18 protein-coding genes are annotated in these 20,104 nt (G+C 41.4%); 5 read left to right on the forward strand and 13 right to left on the reverse strand.

All coding sequences use genetic code 11. The features are described 5' to 3' along the window. Positions 1–109: 109 nt before the first annotated feature. The 11 genes from IW510_RS07105 to IW510_RS07155 all read right to left on the reverse strand — a co-directional run bounded on the left by IW510_RS07105 (position 110) and on the right by IW510_RS07155 (position 10,015). Entirely contained in the window at positions 110–793 is a 684-nt protein-coding gene (locus IW510_RS07105) for a uroporphyrinogen-III synthase (RefSeq protein ID WP_202058153.1), read from the reverse strand. Beyond that, a complete protein-coding gene (gene hemC / locus IW510_RS07110; RefSeq protein WP_202058154.1) occupies positions 790–1,698 on the reverse strand; it encodes a hydroxymethylbilane synthase in 909 nt (302 codons plus the stop codon). The genes IW510_RS07105 and hemC overlap by 4 nt, the downstream gene beginning before the upstream one ends. Before the next feature lie 224 nt (positions 1,699–1,922). Continuing rightward, positions 1,923–2,708, reverse strand: a complete 786-nt coding sequence (locus IW510_RS07115) for a formate/nitrite transporter family protein (RefSeq protein ID WP_202058155.1) — start codon at positions 2,706–2,708, stop codon at positions 1,923–1,925. 109 nt (positions 2,709–2,817) lie between these two features. Continuing rightward, entirely contained in the window at positions 2,818–3,783 is a 966-nt protein-coding gene (cobA, locus tag IW510_RS07120) for a uroporphyrinogen-III C-methyltransferase (protein ID WP_202058156.1), read from the reverse strand. Continuing rightward, on the reverse strand, positions 3,784–4,092 hold the full coding sequence (gene nirD, locus IW510_RS07125; RefSeq protein ID WP_202058158.1) for a nitrite reductase small subunit NirD: 309 nt from the start codon (positions 4,090–4,092) through the stop codon (positions 3,784–3,786). It abuts the gene before it with no gap. Position 4,093: 1 nt separating this feature from the next. Then, entirely contained in the window at positions 4,094–6,496 is a 2,403-nt protein-coding gene (gene nirB / locus IW510_RS07130; protein WP_202058160.1) for a nitrite reductase large subunit NirB, read from the reverse strand. A gap of 240 nt (positions 6,497–6,736) precedes the next feature. Continuing rightward, positions 6,737–7,177: a precorrin-2 dehydrogenase/sirohydrochlorin ferrochelatase family protein gene (locus IW510_RS07135; RefSeq protein ID WP_202058161.1), complete on the reverse strand. Its 441-nt coding sequence runs from the start codon at positions 7,175–7,177 to the stop codon at positions 6,737–6,739. After that, positions 7,158–7,901 carry a sirohydrochlorin chelatase gene (locus IW510_RS07140; RefSeq protein ID WP_202058162.1) on the reverse strand — a complete coding sequence of 248 codons (744 nt, stop codon included), beginning with the start codon at positions 7,899–7,901 and terminating at the stop codon, positions 7,158–7,160. Before IW510_RS07140 ends, IW510_RS07135 begins: the two co-directional genes overlap by 20 nt. A gap of 10 nt (positions 7,902–7,911) precedes the next feature. After that, positions 7,912–8,556, reverse strand: coding sequence for a response regulator (locus tag IW510_RS07145; RefSeq protein WP_202058163.1), 645 nt, complete (start codon positions 8,554–8,556; stop codon positions 7,912–7,914). Positions 8,557–8,568: 12 nt separating this feature from the next. Then, positions 8,569–9,576 (reverse strand): sensor histidine kinase, encoded by a 1,008-nt coding sequence (locus tag IW510_RS07150; RefSeq protein ID WP_202058164.1) that lies wholly within the window; start codon positions 9,574–9,576, stop codon positions 8,569–8,571. A 1-nt stretch (position 9,577) separates the two neighbouring features. After that, positions 9,578–10,015, reverse strand: a complete 438-nt coding sequence (locus tag IW510_RS07155; protein WP_202058165.1) for a GAF domain-containing protein — start codon at positions 10,013–10,015, stop codon at positions 9,578–9,580. Between the two features lie 105 nt (positions 10,016–10,120). On the opposite strand from IW510_RS07155, the gene IW510_RS07160 reads away from it, so the two are divergent. From IW510_RS07160 to IW510_RS07175, 4 genes are all read left to right on the forward strand, one after another. Continuing rightward, a complete protein-coding gene (locus IW510_RS07160) occupies positions 10,121–11,614 on the forward strand; it encodes an amino acid permease (RefSeq protein WP_202058167.1) in 1,494 nt (497 codons plus the stop codon). Positions 11,615–11,731: 117 nt separating this feature from the next. Beyond that, a complete protein-coding gene (locus tag IW510_RS07165) occupies positions 11,732–12,499 on the forward strand; it encodes a MurR/RpiR family transcriptional regulator (protein WP_202058169.1) in 768 nt (255 codons plus the stop codon). Between the two features lie 302 nt (positions 12,500–12,801). Beyond that, positions 12,802–14,133, forward strand: coding sequence for a PTS sugar transporter subunit IIC (locus tag IW510_RS07170; RefSeq protein WP_202058171.1), 1,332 nt, complete (start codon positions 12,802–12,804; stop codon positions 14,131–14,133). A gap of 162 nt (positions 14,134–14,295) precedes the next feature. Beyond that, a complete protein-coding gene (locus IW510_RS07175; protein ID WP_202058172.1) occupies positions 14,296–15,726 on the forward strand; it encodes a 6-phospho-beta-glucosidase in 1,431 nt (476 codons plus the stop codon). Positions 15,727–15,828: 102 nt separating this feature from the next. Here the strand turns inward: IW510_RS07175 and IW510_RS07180 are convergent, their stop codons facing one another. Then, positions 15,829–18,051 carry an ATP-binding cassette domain-containing protein gene (locus tag IW510_RS07180; RefSeq protein WP_202058174.1) on the reverse strand — a complete coding sequence of 741 codons (2,223 nt, stop codon included), beginning with the start codon at positions 18,049–18,051 and terminating at the stop codon, positions 15,829–15,831. A 248-nt stretch (positions 18,052–18,299) separates the two neighbouring features. Between IW510_RS07180 and IW510_RS07185 the strand changes: the two genes are divergently transcribed. Continuing rightward, entirely contained in the window at positions 18,300–19,058 is a 759-nt protein-coding gene (locus IW510_RS07185; RefSeq protein ID WP_202058175.1) for a MerR family DNA-binding transcriptional regulator, read from the forward strand. 213 nt (positions 19,059–19,271) lie between these two features. Here the strand turns inward: IW510_RS07185 and IW510_RS07190 are convergent, their stop codons facing one another. Next, positions 19,272–20,096, reverse strand: coding sequence for a hypothetical protein (locus IW510_RS07190; RefSeq protein WP_202058176.1), 825 nt, complete (start codon positions 20,094–20,096; stop codon positions 19,272–19,274). Positions 20,097–20,104 lie beyond the last annotated feature (8 nt).

Raw genomic sequence — 20,104 nt, forward strand, 5'->3', positions numbered from 1 at the left:
ACTCGTTCAAACATCTGAACTCCAACTATTCTAACAATTTTTTCAATGAAAAACAACTGTCGTATCAATGAATTGATGTCTCCTAGCCTTCAAATCAGTTTTGACTCACTTATTTAATCGTCGCTTGATAGCCAGACTGTTGAATCGCCTGTTGAGTGGTGCGACCCACACAGTAGAAATGCAGCTCCCTTTTTATTGCCTGCTTCCGGTACACGGAGTAAAAACGTTCCCATAAGGACGGGCTGGTAAAATACACTGCTTCTAAAGAACCCTCATTCAGCCGTTGCGCCAACGCCTTGCTCTGTTCCTCTGAGAACAGGTTATCATACAAAATTCCTGTCAACAGCTGATGCCCCTGAAGAGAAAACTGCTCCTCCCCTAAGCAATCAGCAAGATTACTTTTAGGATAAAAAATAGTTGCTGATTTCGAGTAGACCTTCAGCCACTCCGAAAACATTTCGTATTTAGTCGCTACCTGTGACTGAAACTCCGGAATCAAACCTGCTGTTATCAGAACTCCGGCTGTTTTCTTTCCGATAACAGCAAACTTTTTCTGTTGAAGCTTCTCCAGTGGGTAATGCTCTAAAAAAACATCCAGGAAAAACAAAGCGCTGTGCTGACTCGTCAAAAATACCCAGTCTGCACAGTCCATACTCATTACTAGTTCAGAGGTTATTCGGCTTAAGGAGAGCTGCAGCAAGGGCTGCTCTATGCACTGATACCCCAGCGCTTCAAAATACTTCTTATCCTCTATGTTATCCCCCACTAAACGAGTAAGCAGGATTTCTCTCATCCGTTCAGTCCTCCCAAATCATGAAGCAGTTCCTCCCCAAGCTTCTTTCCAATGCCAACTATAGATGGAACAACAACACGTTTACTGATGGAATGCTTTAGCAGCTTATCCCCTAAGAAGCCTGACATCTGATAACCACTATCCATTTTCTCAGCATATGCACCGACAGGAACCTCACAATTGCCGTTCAGTACCTTCAAAAAGGCACGCTCTTCTGTTACCAGCTGTTCTGTCAACGGATCATTAATTTCCCTTAAAAAGTCGAACATCAGGGAGTTATCTGCACAACATTCGACAGCCAGCGCACCTTGTCCAACCGCTGGGATACATGTAGCTGTATCCAGTTGTTGATAGGCATGCGTCGGTTCATCAAACCAGCCGATTCGTTTTAATCCGGCTGTTGCCAGAACAATCGCATCCAGATTTTGCTCCTCCATCTTTTTCAATCGAGTACCTACATTTCCACGAATAGAGGTCACTTGAATATCACTTCGTAGCGCACTCATTTGAAACTCTCTGCGTAGGCTGCTCGTACCGATTACAGCATGCTCCGGCAACTCAGAAAGCTCATTTATCTCTCGAAAAATCAAACAATCTGACGGGATTTCCCGCTCAGGGATTGCTGCTAAAACCAGTCCCTCACCAATAACAGCAGGCATATCCTTTAAACTGTGAACAGCAAAATCGATTCTGCCCTCCAACAACGCCTGCTCTACTTCTTTAATAAAGAGTCCTTTTCCACCAATCTTTGACAAACTGACTGAAAGCAAACGATCCCCTGTCGTAACCAGAGGAACGATTTCTATCGGAAAGTCGCCATGCTTTTTTTTCAACAATTCTATAACAATATTCGTCTGTTTCATAGCCAACGGACTCTTTCTAGTCCCGACACGAATGGGTTTCATTTGCTTAAGCTTCTTTCTTTTATACATTTTCTTCTACCATAAATCCAGTCCTATCTCTTTCATTTCCATCTAGGTATTTTCAGAAACAAGACAATACTCTGTTTCTTGATTATGCAGTCGCCTATAAAGAGGACATTCATTCAATAGTCTACCATATAATCCAGTCTGGTAATCTATGGCAAAAGAAATCGTAGGTCTTTTATCATTTTTTATTCAACTAAATTTTACTGATTTAATAGCTTTTTCGTGCCCACTTTATACGCTAAGAAATACATCCCTGCAATAAACAAGCCGCCGCCTACAAGGTTTCCAAAAAATACACTAAACATATTTTTGCCAAACTCTGCCCAAGTATTCCCACCAAGAATAATCCCCATAGGTATTAAAAACATATTTGCAACGACATGCTGATAGCCGCAAATAACAAAGCCCATAATTGGTAAAAATATTCCAACAATCTTGCCAATAAAATCTTTTGCGGCAAAATGAAGGTAAACAGCTGTACTTACCAAAACATTACAAGCGACCCCTGACAGGAATCCTTGCAACAATGTATCCTTTGTACGTCCCAATGAAACCTGAATCGCCCGCTCAGCAAAATCTCCCTGCAATGCACCGCTAAGATAACCGAAGAAGTAAGCAACGAACAATGAACCGATTAAATTAAATACTGTAACAATCACAATATTTCTTAGCCATTCAGTACCGCTGATTTTCTTTGCAAACAGCGCCATAGAGACAACCATCATATTTCCTGTAACCAGTTCTCCGCCTGCTAATAAAAGACAAATTAGACCGAAAGGGAAAACAGCAGCTCCGATTACATTGACTAAGCTGCCCCACTCACTCGGCATCGTTCCCATAGTTCGAATCATTGCTACTCCGGCAATGGCAATAAACATCCCCGCCATAAATCCCAATACAGCCAAAGTTAGGAAGCTGGCACGTGCCTTTTGAATCCCTTTTTCTATTGTAAAATCTACTATTTCCGGTGGTTGAAGTGATCCCATTTTTTTCTCTCCTTTTTATGTATATCTATAATCCTATAAAAACTTTCTTCATATGAAGAACTGCTGCATCTTTTTTACATGTTCAAATCTTTTGAGGGTTTCTACTCATTTATGAAAACAATTGATCTTTTTGGTTGAGTTCTGTCTCTCTATTTCCCAAATAGATAATTTCATCAAAGGTATGGTCAGATAGATAGTGCTCATTTACTTCATCAAATCGTCGGTCCCTATACACACCTGTCTGAACTGCATACACATCAGCTCCCTGCTGAGTATAGCTAAGGAGTGTCTCAAAGGATACTTTATCTGAATCCAACAAAAGAATTTTTCTGCCGAATAACGGCTTTTGTTCAAACCAATCTTGCCCCTCTCTTGCTGAAACTACTTCACCAACAATAATCATGGACGGATTTCTAATCTCATGTTGTGCAATGTCTTCCAGCAAATGGCTTAAATCGGTAATCACAGTGCGTTGACGCCCCAAGGTGCCCCATTCAATAATCGCAACCGGCATTTGATCAGATACCTGCTGCTCCAATAATTTTTTCCGGGTTTCTACTGCATACTCCACACCCATGTATAAACAAATTGTTCCTTTATCCGTCAGCCCTTTGAAATCTATCCTCTCACCGGCTTTGCGATGTGCAGTAACAAAAGTAACCTTGCTGCTGTACTCACGATGAGTCAGTGGGATGCCGCTATAACTGCCGGCTGCAGAAGCAGCTGTAATACCAGGTACAATCTCATAAGGAATACCCAACTCTCTCAACACAGCAATTTCCTCTCCAACACGACCAAATATCCCTGGATCACCGCCCTTTAAGCGTACAACGACTTGTTCTTTTTCACCTTCGTCCTGAAGTAGCTTGTTAATATTTTTTTGCTTCAGCACGTGATTTTTCGGATATTTTCCACTGTAAATAAAACGGGCGTCCTCTTTTGCCAAAAAAAGAAATATCGGATGAACCAATCGATCATAAATAATTACATCGGCGCTTTCCAATAATCGTTTTCCCTTAAGAGTTAGGAGCTCCGGGTCACCAGACCCGGCTCCTACAAAGTAAACAATTCCCATCTAGTCCACCATCACATAGACTTGGTTATCCTCTACAACCGTTTCAAAGGTTCGAACGCACCCTTCATCCGGCTCTTGAACGATACCATCATTCAACGAAATCTTATAGTCATGCAAGGGACAAAACACAAATTCGCCTGAGACAATTCCTTCAGCAAGCGGGCCCTGCTTATGAGGACAAACATTTTCAATCGCTTTTATTTGATTGTCACTTAATCGGTAGACGGCAATTTTCTGTTCGCCAATCAAAACCTCTCTTCCAATTCTGGGAACTAACTCATCTATCGAAGCTACAAATACTTTTTTCATGCTATACTCTCCCTACTGTATACAACTCTTTGCGAAGTTCCTCATCCTTAACGACCTCTTCCCAAGGATTACCTCTACGTCCTTCAACCGCTTCATCCAAACGAGTAATCAGCTCTTTTCTATGGGCCGAATCAAGAAGAACCTCCTTGACCTTCTCAAAACCCAGCCGATCTAACCACGGTGCAGTCCGCTCAGCATAAACACCTGTTTCCCTATAAAACTGCAGCATCGCTCCGCAAATCTCAATAACCTCTTCTTCTGTCGCAACAGTTGTCAGAAGCTGCGCCTCTTTTACTTCTGTTCCGCCATTTCCTCCAACATAAAGCTGGAAGCCATTCTCTACACCAATAATTCCAAAATCCTTCACACCGCTTTCTACGCAGCTTCGTGGACAAGCAGAAACGCCAATTTTAAACTTATGAGGTGTATCAATAAACTCAAAGCGCTGCTCCAACTTAATTCCCAGCCCCAAAGAATCCTGTGTGCCAAAGCGACAGAAATTCGCACCAACACAGGTTTTAACTGATCGAACCGCTTTTGCGTAAGCAGCTGCTGCTGTCATATCTAGCTCTTCCCAGATTTGCGGCATATCTTCTTTCTTGACACCAAATAGGCCAATCCGCTGACTTCCTGTAATTTTAACCATCGGAACATCGTATTTTTCAGCAACCTTCGCAATCAGCATCAACTGCTGCGGATCTGTTTTTCCGCCTCTCATTCGAGGAATTACGGAATACGTGCCATCATTTTGAATATTGCCGTACATTCGTTCATTGACATATCTTGATTCACGTTCATCTGCATGCTCTTTGGGCCATGCAACATTTAAGTAAAAATTAACTGCCGGACGACATTTTGGACAGCCTTCCGGATTTAGAAATTCCAGTTCTTTATATACTTCTTCGGAAGAAGTAAGATGCTTTGCATGAATCTGCGTTACAATTTGGTCTCTAGTCAAAGGCGTACAGCCGCAAATCCCTGTTGGACCACTGACAACAGCTCCGCCCAGCGTATGAGCCAAAATATCACCAATCAATGGTTTACATTTTCCGCAAGAACCGCCGGCTTTTGTATATTTTGTGACTTCGGCAATTGAAGTCAGCTCTTTTTCTTTGATTGCACTAACAATTGTTCCTTTGGTAACACCATTACAGCCGCATATCATTTCATCATCCGGCCACTCTCCAACATCTGTACTGGTTTCTTCTCCTGCCATATGCAAAAGAGAAACCGGTGTGTAGCTATCTATTTCTTCACTTTTTTTCAAAATATTGTAATAACGGTTGCCTTCCGAAGTGTCACCATAGAGAACAACCCCTACAATTTTATTTTCACGAACAAAGACCTTCTTATAAGTAAAGTTAAGTCCATCAAAAGCTTCAATACTAGTAACACCTTCACAGTCCTTTATCTCTCCTGCTGAATACAGGTCACAGCCCGATACCTTTAGAGAAGTAAATGTCGTACTTCCTTGATATGGCGCTGTTTCCTTATCTGTCAAAACATCAGCCAGTACTTTCCCCTGTTCAAATAGCGGTGCGACTAATCCATATACCTGCCCGTTATGCTCTATACACTCGCCAACAGCATAGATATGTTCATTGCTTGTGTGCATAAAATCATTGACCAGAATTCCACGATTGACATCTAAGCCCGCCTCTTTCGCTAACGTCGCTTCCGGTCGAATACCCACAGACATAACAACAAGATTTGTTTCAATAGAAGAACCATCACTAAATGTGATACCAGTCACATGATCTGTTCCTAAAATTTTCTCAGTTCGTTTCTCCATTAGAAACTTTAGCCCTTGCTTTTCTAAGTCTGTCTTAAGCATTTCACCGGCTTTCTCGTCTAATTGAGTTTCCATCAACCATTTCTCAAGATGGATGACTGTAACATCCATCCCTTGATCAACTAAGCCCTTCGCAGCCTCCAGCCCGAGTAAACCACCGCCAATGACGACTGCTTTTGAGTAGCTTTTCGCCGCCGCCAGCATAGCTTCTGTGTCATCAATTGTACGAAAGCCGACGACTCCCGGTAAGCTAGACCCTTCAACGGGTAAAATAAAGGCTCTCGAACCAGTAGCAATAATACACTTGTCATAGGCTATCTCTGCTCCGGAAGCACTATGAACAACCTGGTTTTCCTTATCGATTTTTATGGCAGGGTCGTGATTGATTAATCGAATGCCATTTTCCTCATACCAAGCCAGTGGATTAGTGATGATTTCAGCTACTTCCATTTTCTTTTGAAGGACATTTGAAAGCATGATACGATTATAGTTTGGATACTTTTCTTCTCCAAAAATCGTTATTTCGTATCTGTCTGGATCACGTTCCAAGATTTCTTCAATTGTTCGAACTCCAGCCATACCGTTACCGATCAATACAAGCTTCTCTCTCATTGTATATATCTCCTTATTGTGATTATTTGAACATTCTCGTTTTCAGAATACCAATCCGAAGAAGCTTTGAATATTAGGGAATCTCCTAATAAGTTCATGTAAAAAAAATTTTTTATGTGTCTAAAGAACAAAAAAAGAGAAAACCTTCACGAAGTACGTGAAAATGGTTTTCTCTTTTTGCTAATCTTAAAAATATCCTTCAGACAAAGAAGGAACAAATAGCAGCGCTGCTTTTGCTTTCTACTTTATCTGCCGTTTAAGTGTCTCTTCTATTTCCTGTTTCAATCTTTTTGTTTCTGTCGGTGACTGACCATGACTTGAAAAAGCAACAACCCCCGTCTCATGCTGCAGCACAGCCATATTGTAGAAATCACTGTTCTCTTTTTGACTGCAATCATTAACCCATTGCCAGCTTGCAGCATCTGCAACAATCTGCTGATTGACTGATTTGGAATCTGTACAGGCAAAAATTAATTGTGCTTCCTTCAGCTGTTCAGAGTGATACTTTTCAGAAACAAAAGACACGTTTGTCAACGTCTTGAAACCCTCCTCCAACCTTGGTGCAATGACAGTCACACGACCACCGGCCTGCAGCAAGGACCTCGTCTTGCGTAAAGCAATCCTGCCTCCACCAATCACGATAATTTTTTTATCCGTGATATCAAGCATAATCGGATACATTTAGAGCCTCCTTTACAATCTGCTCAAGATCGTCAAGAATCCTTTGGTCAAATTCCAATGTCGGAGTAACTATAAATGTCTGCTCAGGAAAAGCTTCTGACAGCCTTGTTTTCATCAAATGAATCAAATGCCCATCAAACAAGAAGAATGGTACAATAACCAGTTGACGATTTCCCTTCATTGCTAGTTTTATTTCTGCAAGATAATCATCATGTCCTTTTAAACTTACTGCGTTAATTGGAAAATCTACTGCTGCTTGAATTTCTGCTGCTATCTCCTCCAATACTCTCTGTGGCGCATCAGTCATCTTAGTGCCGTGCGCTAATAGAATTCCTGTCAGTTTCTGATGCGGCAGGTCTTGCTGAACAGTTGCAAAACGCTCTTTTAGCACCGCTCTACTGCCGGACCGGTGCCCAAAAGTTTCTGTCTGTACAAATCGAATATCAGGGTATTTCTTCTGAACCTCCATTATTTCCTCTGGAATGTCTACTCGCGCATGCTTTGCTGCAAATAAAAGAACCGGCACAACAACAATATGGTCTGCGCCTTGTGCAATCAAGGCTTCAGCCTGACTCAAAATTGTATGAGAATGGTTCTCCAAGAATGCTGTTTCCTGCAGCAGCTCTTTTCCTATTCGTTGTTCCAAATTACTAATAAAGGCCGTTGCAGCTTTGTTCTTCTCTTCCTTTTGACTTCCATGAAAAACATATAATATACCGTTCAATCTCTTCACCTCACAAATCAATTAGATGGTGCTTGATGCTATATTGCAGTAATTCAGAAAAGCTGTCAACTTCCAGCTTTTTCATCAAATTGGACTTATGTACTTCTACAGTTTTTACCGAAATGAACAATCGTTCCGCAATTTCCTTATTTGTATATCCTAAAGAGACTAAAGGTAAAATTTCCCGCTCTCTTTTCGATAATCGCTCATAATACTGATTACTTTCACCATCAAGCTCATCTAACCATTTTTTCGGATCAGAAATAGCAAAAAGCGGATCGACGACACACTTTCCCTGCATAACCTGTTTTAACGAATCTAGTAAAACCTCATCTGAGGAGCTTTTTAAAATGTAACCTGCTGCCCCATACTCCAACGCTTTCCTCAGATATTCTTCCTCTTCATGCATGCTCAAAATAATCACCTTAACTGCTGGAAAATGTTCGCTGATTCTTCGTGTTGTCTGCAATCCGTTTTCTCCCGGAGGCATCCGAACATCCATCAAAACAATATCAACTGAATGTTTCTCCAAAAGTAAAAATGTCTCTGTTCCATCTGCCGCATCGCCTACTACACAGACTTCAGGGTACGACTCCAATAATAAGCGCAGACCGCTTCTTACTACAGCATGATCATCAGCTATCACTATATTCATCTGCTTCCCCTCCTAGTCAATCGGCAGCTTTAACGATACCGTCGTTCCTTCTCCTACTTCACTGTGAATCTTAAAAGAGCCGCCAACAGATTCTGCTCGCTCCTGCATATGTAGAAGCCCCAAACCCGCTCCGGAGGCTTGCCCGACAACTGTCGGCGAGAAACCAATGCCATGATCGCGAACCTCCAAGATTAACTGCCCTTCATGTTCTCTCAAGGTTACCCACAGCTCATCAACCGCCGCATATTTGACACTGTTCATCACACTTTCTTGAAGCACCCGATAAGTCACCGTTTCCAAACGCTCTGAAAATCGTTGCTGGCTCAACACAGGAATAAAATGAACAATCAAGCCTGTCGTTTCCATGATACGATGCAGTAATGCTTCGATTGCCGGAACAAGCCCCAAATCATCCAATGCAGTAGGACGCAGGTCAATAGCAATCTGCTTCACTTCTTGCAGCAAAGAGACAAAATCTTCATCGATAGAACCGATTCTTTGAATGATGTCACCTTTGTTCTCCATTCGTTTTAATTGACGAACATCTAGCATCAGACTATAGATACTCTGAGCCAAACCATCATGCAGCTCCTGTGAAATAGCCCGTCGTTCCGTTTCATGCGCTTGATTGACATACTCAATCAAGCGTTTGTTGTCAATGACCTGCTGCATTTTCTCTTGATTCTCTATCCCTCTCAGGCTCAATAAGGTTATCGTGTCATCTACTTGACTCAAACTGCCGCTGAAGCGCTCCTGTATTCCAACGTTTGTTTCCAGAACTACTGGAAACACTGACGGACTCCAAGTTTCTTTGACTTCACAATTTAAGCATTTCTCTGTTGTTGTATGAAGAACACAGCCCTTACCGTTAGCAATCTCAACTATCCGATCCAACGGAACCTTCACCTGTTCTTCCAGCCTTACTGCTGCCTTGTTTTTTCTTACTTCACCAGTCTCAAACAGTAGATATAAGCTGTCACTGGCTTCCAAAAACACTTGCTCAAAAAAATGTTCCTTCATTTCATGCTTCCTCCAATAATACCAGCAGCTGCTCTGCCCTTGCCTCTACCTCTTTCAGAAAGTCATTCTCTATCTTCAACGGCCTACGATAGCCAAACAGCAAAACACCTTGCACACGTCCATTTTTTAAAATGGGTGCAGCTACCGCTGTTTCTATTTTCTCCATTCGAGCAATTGGTAATTCTACCAACTCTTTTGGATCATCTTGCAGGTTCATTTCACAATAGCTTCTACCTGTGCGCCATACAATTCCAGCAATTCCCCTGCCAACCTGAAGACGAATCCGTTTATAGTTTTCATTTGTGTTCCCCGAAACATATTTCCAGTGAATTGTTCGTAAATTGGTCCCAGCACTAACTCTGGATAAAGCAATCCCAATGAAGTCAACCTGAAGCTCTTGACGTATGTTATCGATTACCTGTTGTATTTGAATAGACATTTGACTACTCCTATTCCCTAATTTTTTCCAAAAGCTCTTGTTTTATTCCGTAAACTTTTCTATGCTGAAATCACTATATCACGAAAAGAAAAGGATTGCTTATTCATGTCTAAAAACAACCAGCTTTTCAGTTCGAAGCGACTTGTGATGATTATCACAACAACTGTATTTTCATTTTCCAGTTTGACGACCGCTTTTTTTCTTATGGGGATGAAAGCTCTTCCCTATTTTATCTGGGCAGCAGCATTTTACTTCATCCCATACGCTCTCATTATATCAGAATTTACTGCTATATATAAAAACGATTCCGGCGGACTATACAAATGGCTCTCTGACTGTTTATCTGAAAGAACAGCCTTTATAGCTGCTTTTCTGTGGTATTGCAGTTATTTCGTTTGGATGATTAGCTTGTTCATGAAGTTGTGGATTCCGCTTTCTCTGCTCCTGTTCGGCAAAGACTTAACCAAACAACCAAGTCCGATTCCCTTTGTCTCCACGACTCAGTTGATTGGCTTTCTATCCATTCTTGCTGTCTGCTTTACTTTGTTCATTGTCAGTAAAGGCTTCAAGCAAATTGCCTATTTACTGTATGCCAGTAGTGTGTTGATGTTTTTACTTGTATTTATCAGCTTTAGCAGTAATTTTATTCTGTGGCTAGCTCATCCGGAAGAGATTACTATTCATTTGCTTTCCAGTATTCGCTCAGTTGCTTCGACCTCCCAAAATACAGTTGTTTCACAATTAACCTTCTTAATTTTTGCTGTTACAGCCTTTGGAGGATTGGATACCATTGCCAGTTTAGTAGATAAAACCGGGCAGCAAAAGAAAAGATTTTCAAAGCTGGTTATTTTCAGCAGTGTTTTGATTGTTATCTGCTATTTCATGGGTCTACTGTTATGGAGCGGTGCACTCAATTGGCAAGAGCTGCAAAAAGACCAATCCCTTCACCTCGGAAATTTGATGTATACCTTGATGAATGAATCCGGTCAACGTGTAGCAGAAAGTTTAGGAGGCACCATTGAGATTAATCAATTCATCGGACAGCTATTTACACGGTTAACCGCATTGACACTATTAATTTCTTATATTGCATTGTTATCTTCAATTTTCTATCTACCACTTCGGGTTTTAGTAGAAGGAACACCTAAACATTACTGGCCGTCATGGGTCCGTAAAAGAAACACTCACAATATACCCGCCAATGCACTGCTTGTTCAAGGTGGCCTCATTATTCTCTTTATCAGCATGATTTCTTGGGGAAACTCATATGTTACATTACTATATAACCAACTAACTATGATGACGAATATTTCACGTGCACTACCGTATTTACTTGTTGCATTAGCCTATCCGGCTTTCAAACGAAAATACTCAGAACAAACAGAGCGTCCACCTTATAGAGTCAAGCTGCTGCCATATTTTCTCAGCGCGAGTGTCGCTCTGACGATTGCTGTCTCCATCTTCTCACAGCTTTACCTTCCGCTTATTGAAAAGGAGTACACGCAGATGCTTAGCCTTGCAATCGGCCCTTTGTTCTTTGCAGGTATAGGTGCTTGGCTCTACCAACGCTTCTTCCGAAAAGGAATCGTTAACCAATAAATAGACGCGCAGATCGTTTGACTAGTCTGCGCGTTTTTCTTTTCAAAGGAATCACTATACCAATCAGCATTTGTATTGTAAACTGGAAGAAACATCGAAAAAAGAGGTGACCTGACATTGTTCGATTTGGAAAAAGTTCAAACCTTGAATGATTTAGAGCTGATTGTTTATCAATATATCCTTGAGCACATTACCCAAATCCCAAAATTGACCATTCGTGAGCTGTCTGCAAAATGCCATGTATCGACATCCACGATTCTCCGATTCTGTACAAAAATGGGTTTTGAAGGTTTTTCTGAGCTGAAATTTGCGGTTAAGAATACACAGGAGCGCCCAAATGGCTTTGAAGATTACTATGCAGCTGCCGTTCATGTTGATTCCTTTCTAAAAAAAATCAATCAGGGTAATTATCAGGAAACTTTCAAGCCGGCAATTGATTTAGTTCTAGCTGCACGCCATGTTGTTTTTATTGGACTTGGCACAAGCGGCGTATTAGGTGCTTATGGCAGCCGTTATTTTTCAAACATTGGTATCAACTCTTATAATGTAAGTGATCCATTCACACCGATTCCGCCGCGAGGATTTGAGAGTACACTCGTCATTGTGCTGTCTGTTTCCGGTGAAACCTCGGAGATATTAAAAATGGTCTCTGATTTCAAGTGCTCCAATGCAAAAATTCTTAGTATCACCAATGATGAAAATTCTACGATTGCCAAGCTGGCAGATTACAATATTTCTTATTATATGCCGGAAGAAAAATCAGCCTATGCTGATCCATTCATCAATCTGACCACACAAATTCCTGTCATTGCCTTAATTGAACTGCTGGCTCATCAAGCAGGAAAACAGCTGATGCTTGAACGCGCCGCCAAAGAGGAAGAATAGACCGGTGCACTCAAAAAAGCCCTGACCATTTATCTATCTACTAATAAAAATGCGTTATTTTTGTTCCAGCTTCTTAAAAAGCAGATATGGAAACGTTGTTAAATCAACATTCCTAATCTGCTTTGTTTTTTCGCTTGGAACATGTTTCTCAAACAGAGGAACCTATTCCATTTTCAATCAGAATCTTTTATATTGAATGTGTAAACGTATTCAATATGAAAAAGGAGGTCAACATTTACTTCCCCGAATACACTACATGAACTTATACTTATTTTATTTATTCAAGAGGAGATGAGTTAGAAATGAACGAATGGATTAATGAAAAACTTCTTCCACCCGTACTGAAATTTGTAAACACAAAACCAATTACTGCGCTGAGAAATGGTATGCTTTATACTATGCCATTTACAATCGTCGGTTCTATCTTCCTGTTGCTGGCAAATATTCCTTATGAGCCTGCAGCAAATTGGGTAACAGAATCTGGTTTAGGCGTCTACTTCAACCAAGCATTTGGTGCTTCATTTGCTATTATGGCCGTTTTCGCTGTTATTGGGATTGCTTATTCCTATGTTAAAACAGAAGGCTTTGAAGGTCTTCCTGCCGGGATGATCGGTTTGGTTATCTTCGTTATGTTTATGTCAGCTGAAATAACAGACGCAGAGAGCGGTATTACAATTAGTAACATTATCAACAAAGACTGGACCGGCGGAAAAGGAATGATTACAGCAATCCTTGTTGGTTTGATTGTTGGTTGGGTCTACAGCTGGTTCTTACGTCACGACATCCGCATCAAGCTGCCTGAACAGGTACCTGAAAACGTAGCAAACTCATTTACTGCATTGATTCCTGCAGCCGTATTGATTACTGGTGCAATGTTCGTCTATATCTTCTTTGATAAGGTATTCAGTACAACATTCTTTGAATTCATTTATGATGTTTTACAGTCACCATTACAAGGAGTAACAGATACATTGGGCGGCGCTTTGATTATTGGATTCTTGGTTCCATTCTTCTGGTTCTTCGGCGTACACGGTTCAACTATCGTCGGCGGTATCATGGAACCGATCTTGCAAGCAAACTCATTGGAAAATACGGAAATCCTAAATGCCGGTAAAGCATTGACAATCGAAAACGGTGGACACATCGTGACAAAACAGTTCATGGATCAATTCCAAACAGTAACTGGTGCTGGTATGACAATCGGATTAGTCGTCTTCATGGTATTCCTTGCGAAATCCGCACAGTTCAAGCAACTAGGACGTTTATCACTTGCCCCTGCCTTGTTTGGTATCAATGAGCCAATCGTTTTCGCAACACCAATCGTGATGAATCCGATTATGGTTGTGCCATTCATTTTGACACCTGTTGTGTCTTCTGTAATCACTTACTTTGCCCTTTACACTGGTTTGGTGCCACTCTTTACAGCGGTACAGGTTCCATGGACCACCCCAGCTATCCTTTCCGGTCTATTAGTCGGCGGCTGGCGTACGGCCTTACTACAAGCCTTTGTATTAGTTCTTGGCTTCTTCATCTACCTGCCATTCGCAAGAAAAATGGATGCCATCAACTACGCACAGGAAACCGGACAACCCGTTGAAGAAGACGTGTTGGAAAAAATCGAAGCAGAGCAATAAGAAAAGCGGAATTAACTTGCTCACAAAGCAAAACAATAAAACAAAGCGGGGCAGAAAACCGGAATCAATCGAAAGATACCATCACTGATTCGGTTCCTGCCCCGTTTCTATTCAACTAAATCAACTTACTAAATTTATTACGAATTAAAGAGGTCGATAATTATGTCAATTTTAAAAAATGATTTTCTATGGGGCGGTGCCGTTGCTGCTCACCAGCTGGAAGGCGGCTGGAATCAAGGGGGAAAAGGTGTCAGTGTAGCTGACGTTATGACCGTTGGCGCACATGGCGTTCCCCGTAGAATTACCGACGGAGTGATTGTTGGGGAGAATTACCCGAATCACGAAGCAATTGATTTTTACACACATTATAAGGAAGATGTGAAGCTATTCGCCGAGTTGGGCTTAAAATGCTTCCGTACCTCCATCGCCTGGACACGAATTTTTCCAAACGGTGATGAAGAGACACCTAATGAAGAAGGATTACAATTTTATGATGATTTATTTGATGAATGCTTGAAGTACGGCATTGAACCAGTGATTACACTTTCTCACTTTGAAATGCCTTATCATCTAGTGACAGAATATGGCGGCTGGCGCAATCGAAAGGTCATTGGATTCTTCAAAAAATTTGCTGAAGTCTGCTTTAAACGTTACAAAGATAAAGTGACCTACTGGATGACCTTTAATGAAATTAACAATCAGGCCAATTTTGAAGAAGATTTCGCACCATTTACCAACTCAGGCATCAAATATACTGATGGCGAAAATCGTGAAGAAATCATGTATCAAGCGGCTCACTATGAACTGGTTGCCAGTGCTGAAGCAGTTCGAATCGGTCATGAAATCAATCCTGATTTTCAGATTGGTTGTATGATTGCGATGGTCCCAATTTATCCTTATTCCTGTAGCCCCCAAGACATGATGGCAGCAGTCAGTGCGATGCAAAAACGTTACTGGTTCACAGATGTCCATGTTCGTGGGCATTACCCAAACTACATCGAACGTTATTTAGATCGTAAAGGCTATCGCTTGGATATTACTGCACAGGATTTGGATACACTCGCTCACGGCTGTGTCGACTATATCGGTTTCAGCTACTATATGTCTTTCGCTGTAAAAGACCATAACAAAGGACCTGCCTATGACTATGATGAATCCAAGGATTTGGTGGAAAACCCTTATGTCGAAGCATCTGATTGGGGCTGGCAAATTGACCCAACTGGTCTGCGTTATGCAATGAACTGGTTCAATGATCGCTACGAGCTGCCACTATTTATTGTAGAAAACGGTTTTGGTGCAATTGATGAGCTGACAGCTGACAATACCGTTGACGATCAATACCGTATCGATTACCTGAAGGCACATATTGAAGCTATGAAAGAATCAGTGGAATATGACGGTATCGATTTAATCGGCTACACGCCTTGGGGCTTTATTGATTTAGTCTCAGCGGGAACCGGCGAGATGAAAAAACGCTACGGCTTCATCTATGTAAACAAGGACAACGAAGGAAACGGCTCTTTGGAACGCTACAAGAAAAAATCCTTCAACTGGTACCAAAACGTCATCGCTTCAAATGGCGAAGACTTGTAATTCTATGATTTCCTAACACTAAACATAAACTCCGTTCAAAAAGGGTTCCCACCTGAGAAAATCTCAAGCGGGAACCTTTTTAATTGGCAGAGTCACTTTTTTCTAAATATACTGACCAGTCAGAGAATCGGTTTTCTTAATTTCCAGCGGATAGCCTTCAAACACGATTGCCCCTCCTTTATCCCCGCCATCCGGGCCAATATCAACAATCCAATCGGCTTGTCGGATGATATCCACATGATGCTCAATCACAATGACAGTATTTCCTTGATTGACCAAATGATTCATGATTTTCATAATGTGGTCAATATCTGACAAATGCAGACCTGTAGAAGGCTCATCCAGAAGATAGATACTGCCTTTTTTATAGAATTCACTGGCAAGCTTCATGCGCTGACACTCTCCACCGGACAATGTACTCATCGGCTGGCCGATTGCCAGGTAAGCCAAACCAACCTGTGCCATTGCCTCCAGTTTTTTCACAATCGCTTTTTCCTGAAAGAACTCCAGACTTTCTTCTACCGTAAGACTCAGCACTTCATTGATATTCTTTCCTTGAAACTCGTAGTTCAACACTTCCCGGCTGTAACGCTTGCCTTCACAGACAGGGCATTCTGTCTTGACGGCATCCATAAATGCCAGATTTGTTTCAATATATCCTTGCCCTTTACAGTTTTCACAAGCCCCTTTGGAGTTATAGCTGAATAGTGATGGAGAAACGTCATTTGATTTTCCAAAAAGCTTTCTGATATTGTCCATAATTCCGATATAGGTAGCAGGATTAGAACGCGAATTCGTCTGAGCCGCCGCCTGATCGATGACGATGGTTTCCGGAAATTGTGTTAAAAAGGAATCCTTTACAAGGGTGCTTTTTCCTGAGCCTGCAACTCCGGTAATCAATGTCAGTGTCTCTTTCGGCACCTTCAATGCAACCTTCTTCAAATTATGCTGTTCTGATAGCCGTCCTTGATAGAAGTCATTGGCTTGTCGCGGTGCAGTGTTAATCGTCACTTGATTATTAAGGTATGTGCCGGTCAATGTGTCTGAACGCAATAATTCCTTATAGGTTCCGGTAAACATAATTTCTCCGCCGTGCTTTCCGGCATGAGGTCCGACTTCAATTACCTGATCCGCAATTTTAATCACATCAGGATCATGCTCAATCACAATGACAGTATTTCCTTTGTCTCTCAGCTTTATCAACAGCTCATTCAGCCGGTGAACATCTCGCGGATGCAACCCGATACTTGGCTCGTCAAAAATATAGAGCAGGTCAACCAAACTATTATTCAGATGCTTCACCATCTTGACCCGCTGAGACTCCCCTCCTGATAACGTGGAGGTTTCCCTATTCAAGCTAAGGTAACCCAGACCAATATCTATCAAGTGTCCGATTTTTTCCTGAAGTCCTTTCAAAATAGGAGATGCCTCAGGAAGCTCAATCGCCGCTAATACACGTTGCAGGTCTGTCAATTGCAGCTCAAGCAGCTCAGCAATACCAAAATCCGCTACTTTTACAGCCAGTGCACGTTGTGATAGTCTTTTGCCCCCACATAGAGAACAAACAGCCTCATGACTGTGCTCACTCAGAATTTTTTGTGCTCGCGGTGAAAGCTCTCCTTCTTTCAGCAGATACAGTCGATTAAATCGTGTAACCAGGCCTTCATAGCTAGAATTAACACCATCAGTTTTTACCTTTAAATCTTTTCCATATAAAAGCAGCTCACGTTCTTCCGCAGAATAATCATTGATTTTTTTATTTACATCAAACAAGCCGGAGTCCAGATAACTCTTCATGTACCATTCTGTATTTTTGATTGGCGCAAAGATAATCGCACCTTCAGCTAAAGACAGTTCTGGATTAAGCAGCTTTTTTTCATCAACAACAACACTTCTCCCAATACCATGACACTGTTCACACATGCCTTCCTTATCATTGAAAGAAAAGTAGTTTGCTGTACCGATACTCGGTTTTCCAACTCTTGAATATAAGACGCGCAGCAATGAATTGATATCTGTAATTGTTCCCAACGTAGAACGTGAATTTCCTCCCAGTCTTTTCTGATCGATGACTACAGAGGTCGATAAACTCTCGATTCCATCCACATCAGGCTCTTTATATTTAGGTAGAAAAGAGCGCACAAAAGCACTGAAGGTCTCATTCAATTGTCGCTGAGATTCGCTGGCAATCGTTCCAAAAACGATGGATGATTTTCCAGATCCGGAAACGCCGGTGAACACCGTGATTTTTCTTTTCGGAATCACAACGTCCACATTTTTCAAATTATTCTCTCTTGCTCCGGTAATTCGTAGATATTCTGTCATATCAGTTCCCCCTTAATCTTTGTGCTTAACAGCTGTTTCATACATTCAGCTGTTTCCTTCTTTTCAATATCCTCCTTTACAACTGTTACTTACAGCTGCAGCTCTTCAACAAATGAACAGTAACCTCATCGTTCAGAAAACAGCAGCAACCTTATAATAACACTTTAATGCAAGTTCTAAACTTTTATTTCAAAACCACACTTTTTAACGTATAATTGAACAAAAAGTTTAGCACCGGAGGAGAACTGATGAATTACCGGCCGATAGATATTGCAAGAAAATTGAATATCAGTACCAGCTTACTGAGACATTACGAAAAAAACGAGCTTTTTCCGGCTCCTAAGCGGTCAAAAAGCGGCTACAGAATGTATTCTGAAACAAGCTTTCTTTATATTCAAGCGGTCAGAACCGCGACATTGGCTTATGGGTACCGCACAACAAAACAGCTGATGGAGTTTATTCGTCAGAAGGAGTATTCAAAAATGCTTTGGTTGATTAATCAAGAGCAATACCAGCTTCACCAGCAAAAAGAAATATCTACACAAACACTGGCTTTACTTCATGAAGAGGAAAGTGATTTGATTACTCAAATGCCTCGAAAGGGCTGGATAACCATCGGCGAAGCTGCAGAACGACTGTCAATTACAGAAACAACGATTCGTCATTGGACAAAAGAAGGCCTTTTGGAAGTGACTCGAGATAAGGAAAGCAACTATCGAAAATTTGATGAGCAAGCTTTGAGACAGCTGTTAATCATCCGTTTGATTCGTGCCTCAACCTGGTCATTAGATGTTGTCCGCGATATCCTTGCAACATTCAAAGCCGATAGCCCCGCAGAGATGATTCAACTGGCGGAAGAGGCTTTGCTCATGTTGAATATCCGCTTAGAGCGAGCATTTATCTCGCAAAGATACCTTTATCAGCTAATTGCTTTTTTATCGCCTGACTATTTCACTGATTTTCCAGGTATGGAGTTTTATGATTTTGAGCGGCCGGAACGAAACTAACTGGAAACAAATTTGAACAAAACTACCTTCAAGAAATAGGATACGCTTTGCAAAAATCGTCGTTCTAGGTTGCGCTTCACATTTGACAGTTGTTCGATTTCAAAATAAAAAGGAAAGCGGAACTGATTTTCGTTCCGCTTTCCTTTAGTTTTTTCGTTATAAACATGCGGTTCTTTCAAGACATAACTCTCTTTTACCCGCACTTCTTAATTTTTAATACCAGATAATCGGAATGGCACCATTTGACTGTGCACCGAAGCCTCCATTCTCAGAGCTGGCTGTAAATGAAAATTCAATTCTTTCCGTCGCTTCATCAATAGCAGTAATGGTCATTTTGTTCCCATCAAGAACTGCTGTCACTTCGCCAATAGGCTCGCCAGCCGCATCAACCTGCATTCCAATCGCCGAACGCTCACCATCAAATTGGGTAGCATACGTTACTGGATGCCTCATAACAATTTCTCTGCTTGCTCTACTGACATACACTTCCGGAAGCTCGACCATCCCTGCCCCCGTCACTTGAACTGTTTCCAAGCTTTCTAAATTGGATAAAGCACTAAAATCAAATACCTGTATATAGTAACCTAAGCTAAGATATTTCAAATTTTTCAATTCACTAAATGCTGAAATATCTACTATTTCATCGCCTTCTTCCTCGGAAGCATAGCCATAAAAATACTCCAGACTATCTATCTTTCCAATTGGACGAAAATCTACTACATCACTTAATTGCATAGAAAATGACAAATCTTTGATGTTTTTGGCATATTGAAGCCCCTCTAACGATTGAGTTTCCCCAACATTGAATTGTTCCAATCGCTCCATCTGAGCAACTGTCGGCAATTCGCTTTCTATCGGCTCTTCTTCTCCAGTTTCAGGATTCCACTTTACCTGTTCTACAATCTCGGCTCTCAGGTTATCATCAGCAATATATACCTTTTTCTCATCTGCAATAGACTGCTGTCCTAAAATAAAACCCGCGGCTGCGACAGTTATCACAGAAAAAATACCCAAGGATAGTTTCAAGCTTTTGTTCATCTATAATG

It is taken from the genome of Enterococcus sp. BWR-S5 (assembly GCF_016745255.1).
Classification (GTDB): domain Bacteria; phylum Bacillota; class Bacilli; order Lactobacillales; family Enterococcaceae; genus Enterococcus_L.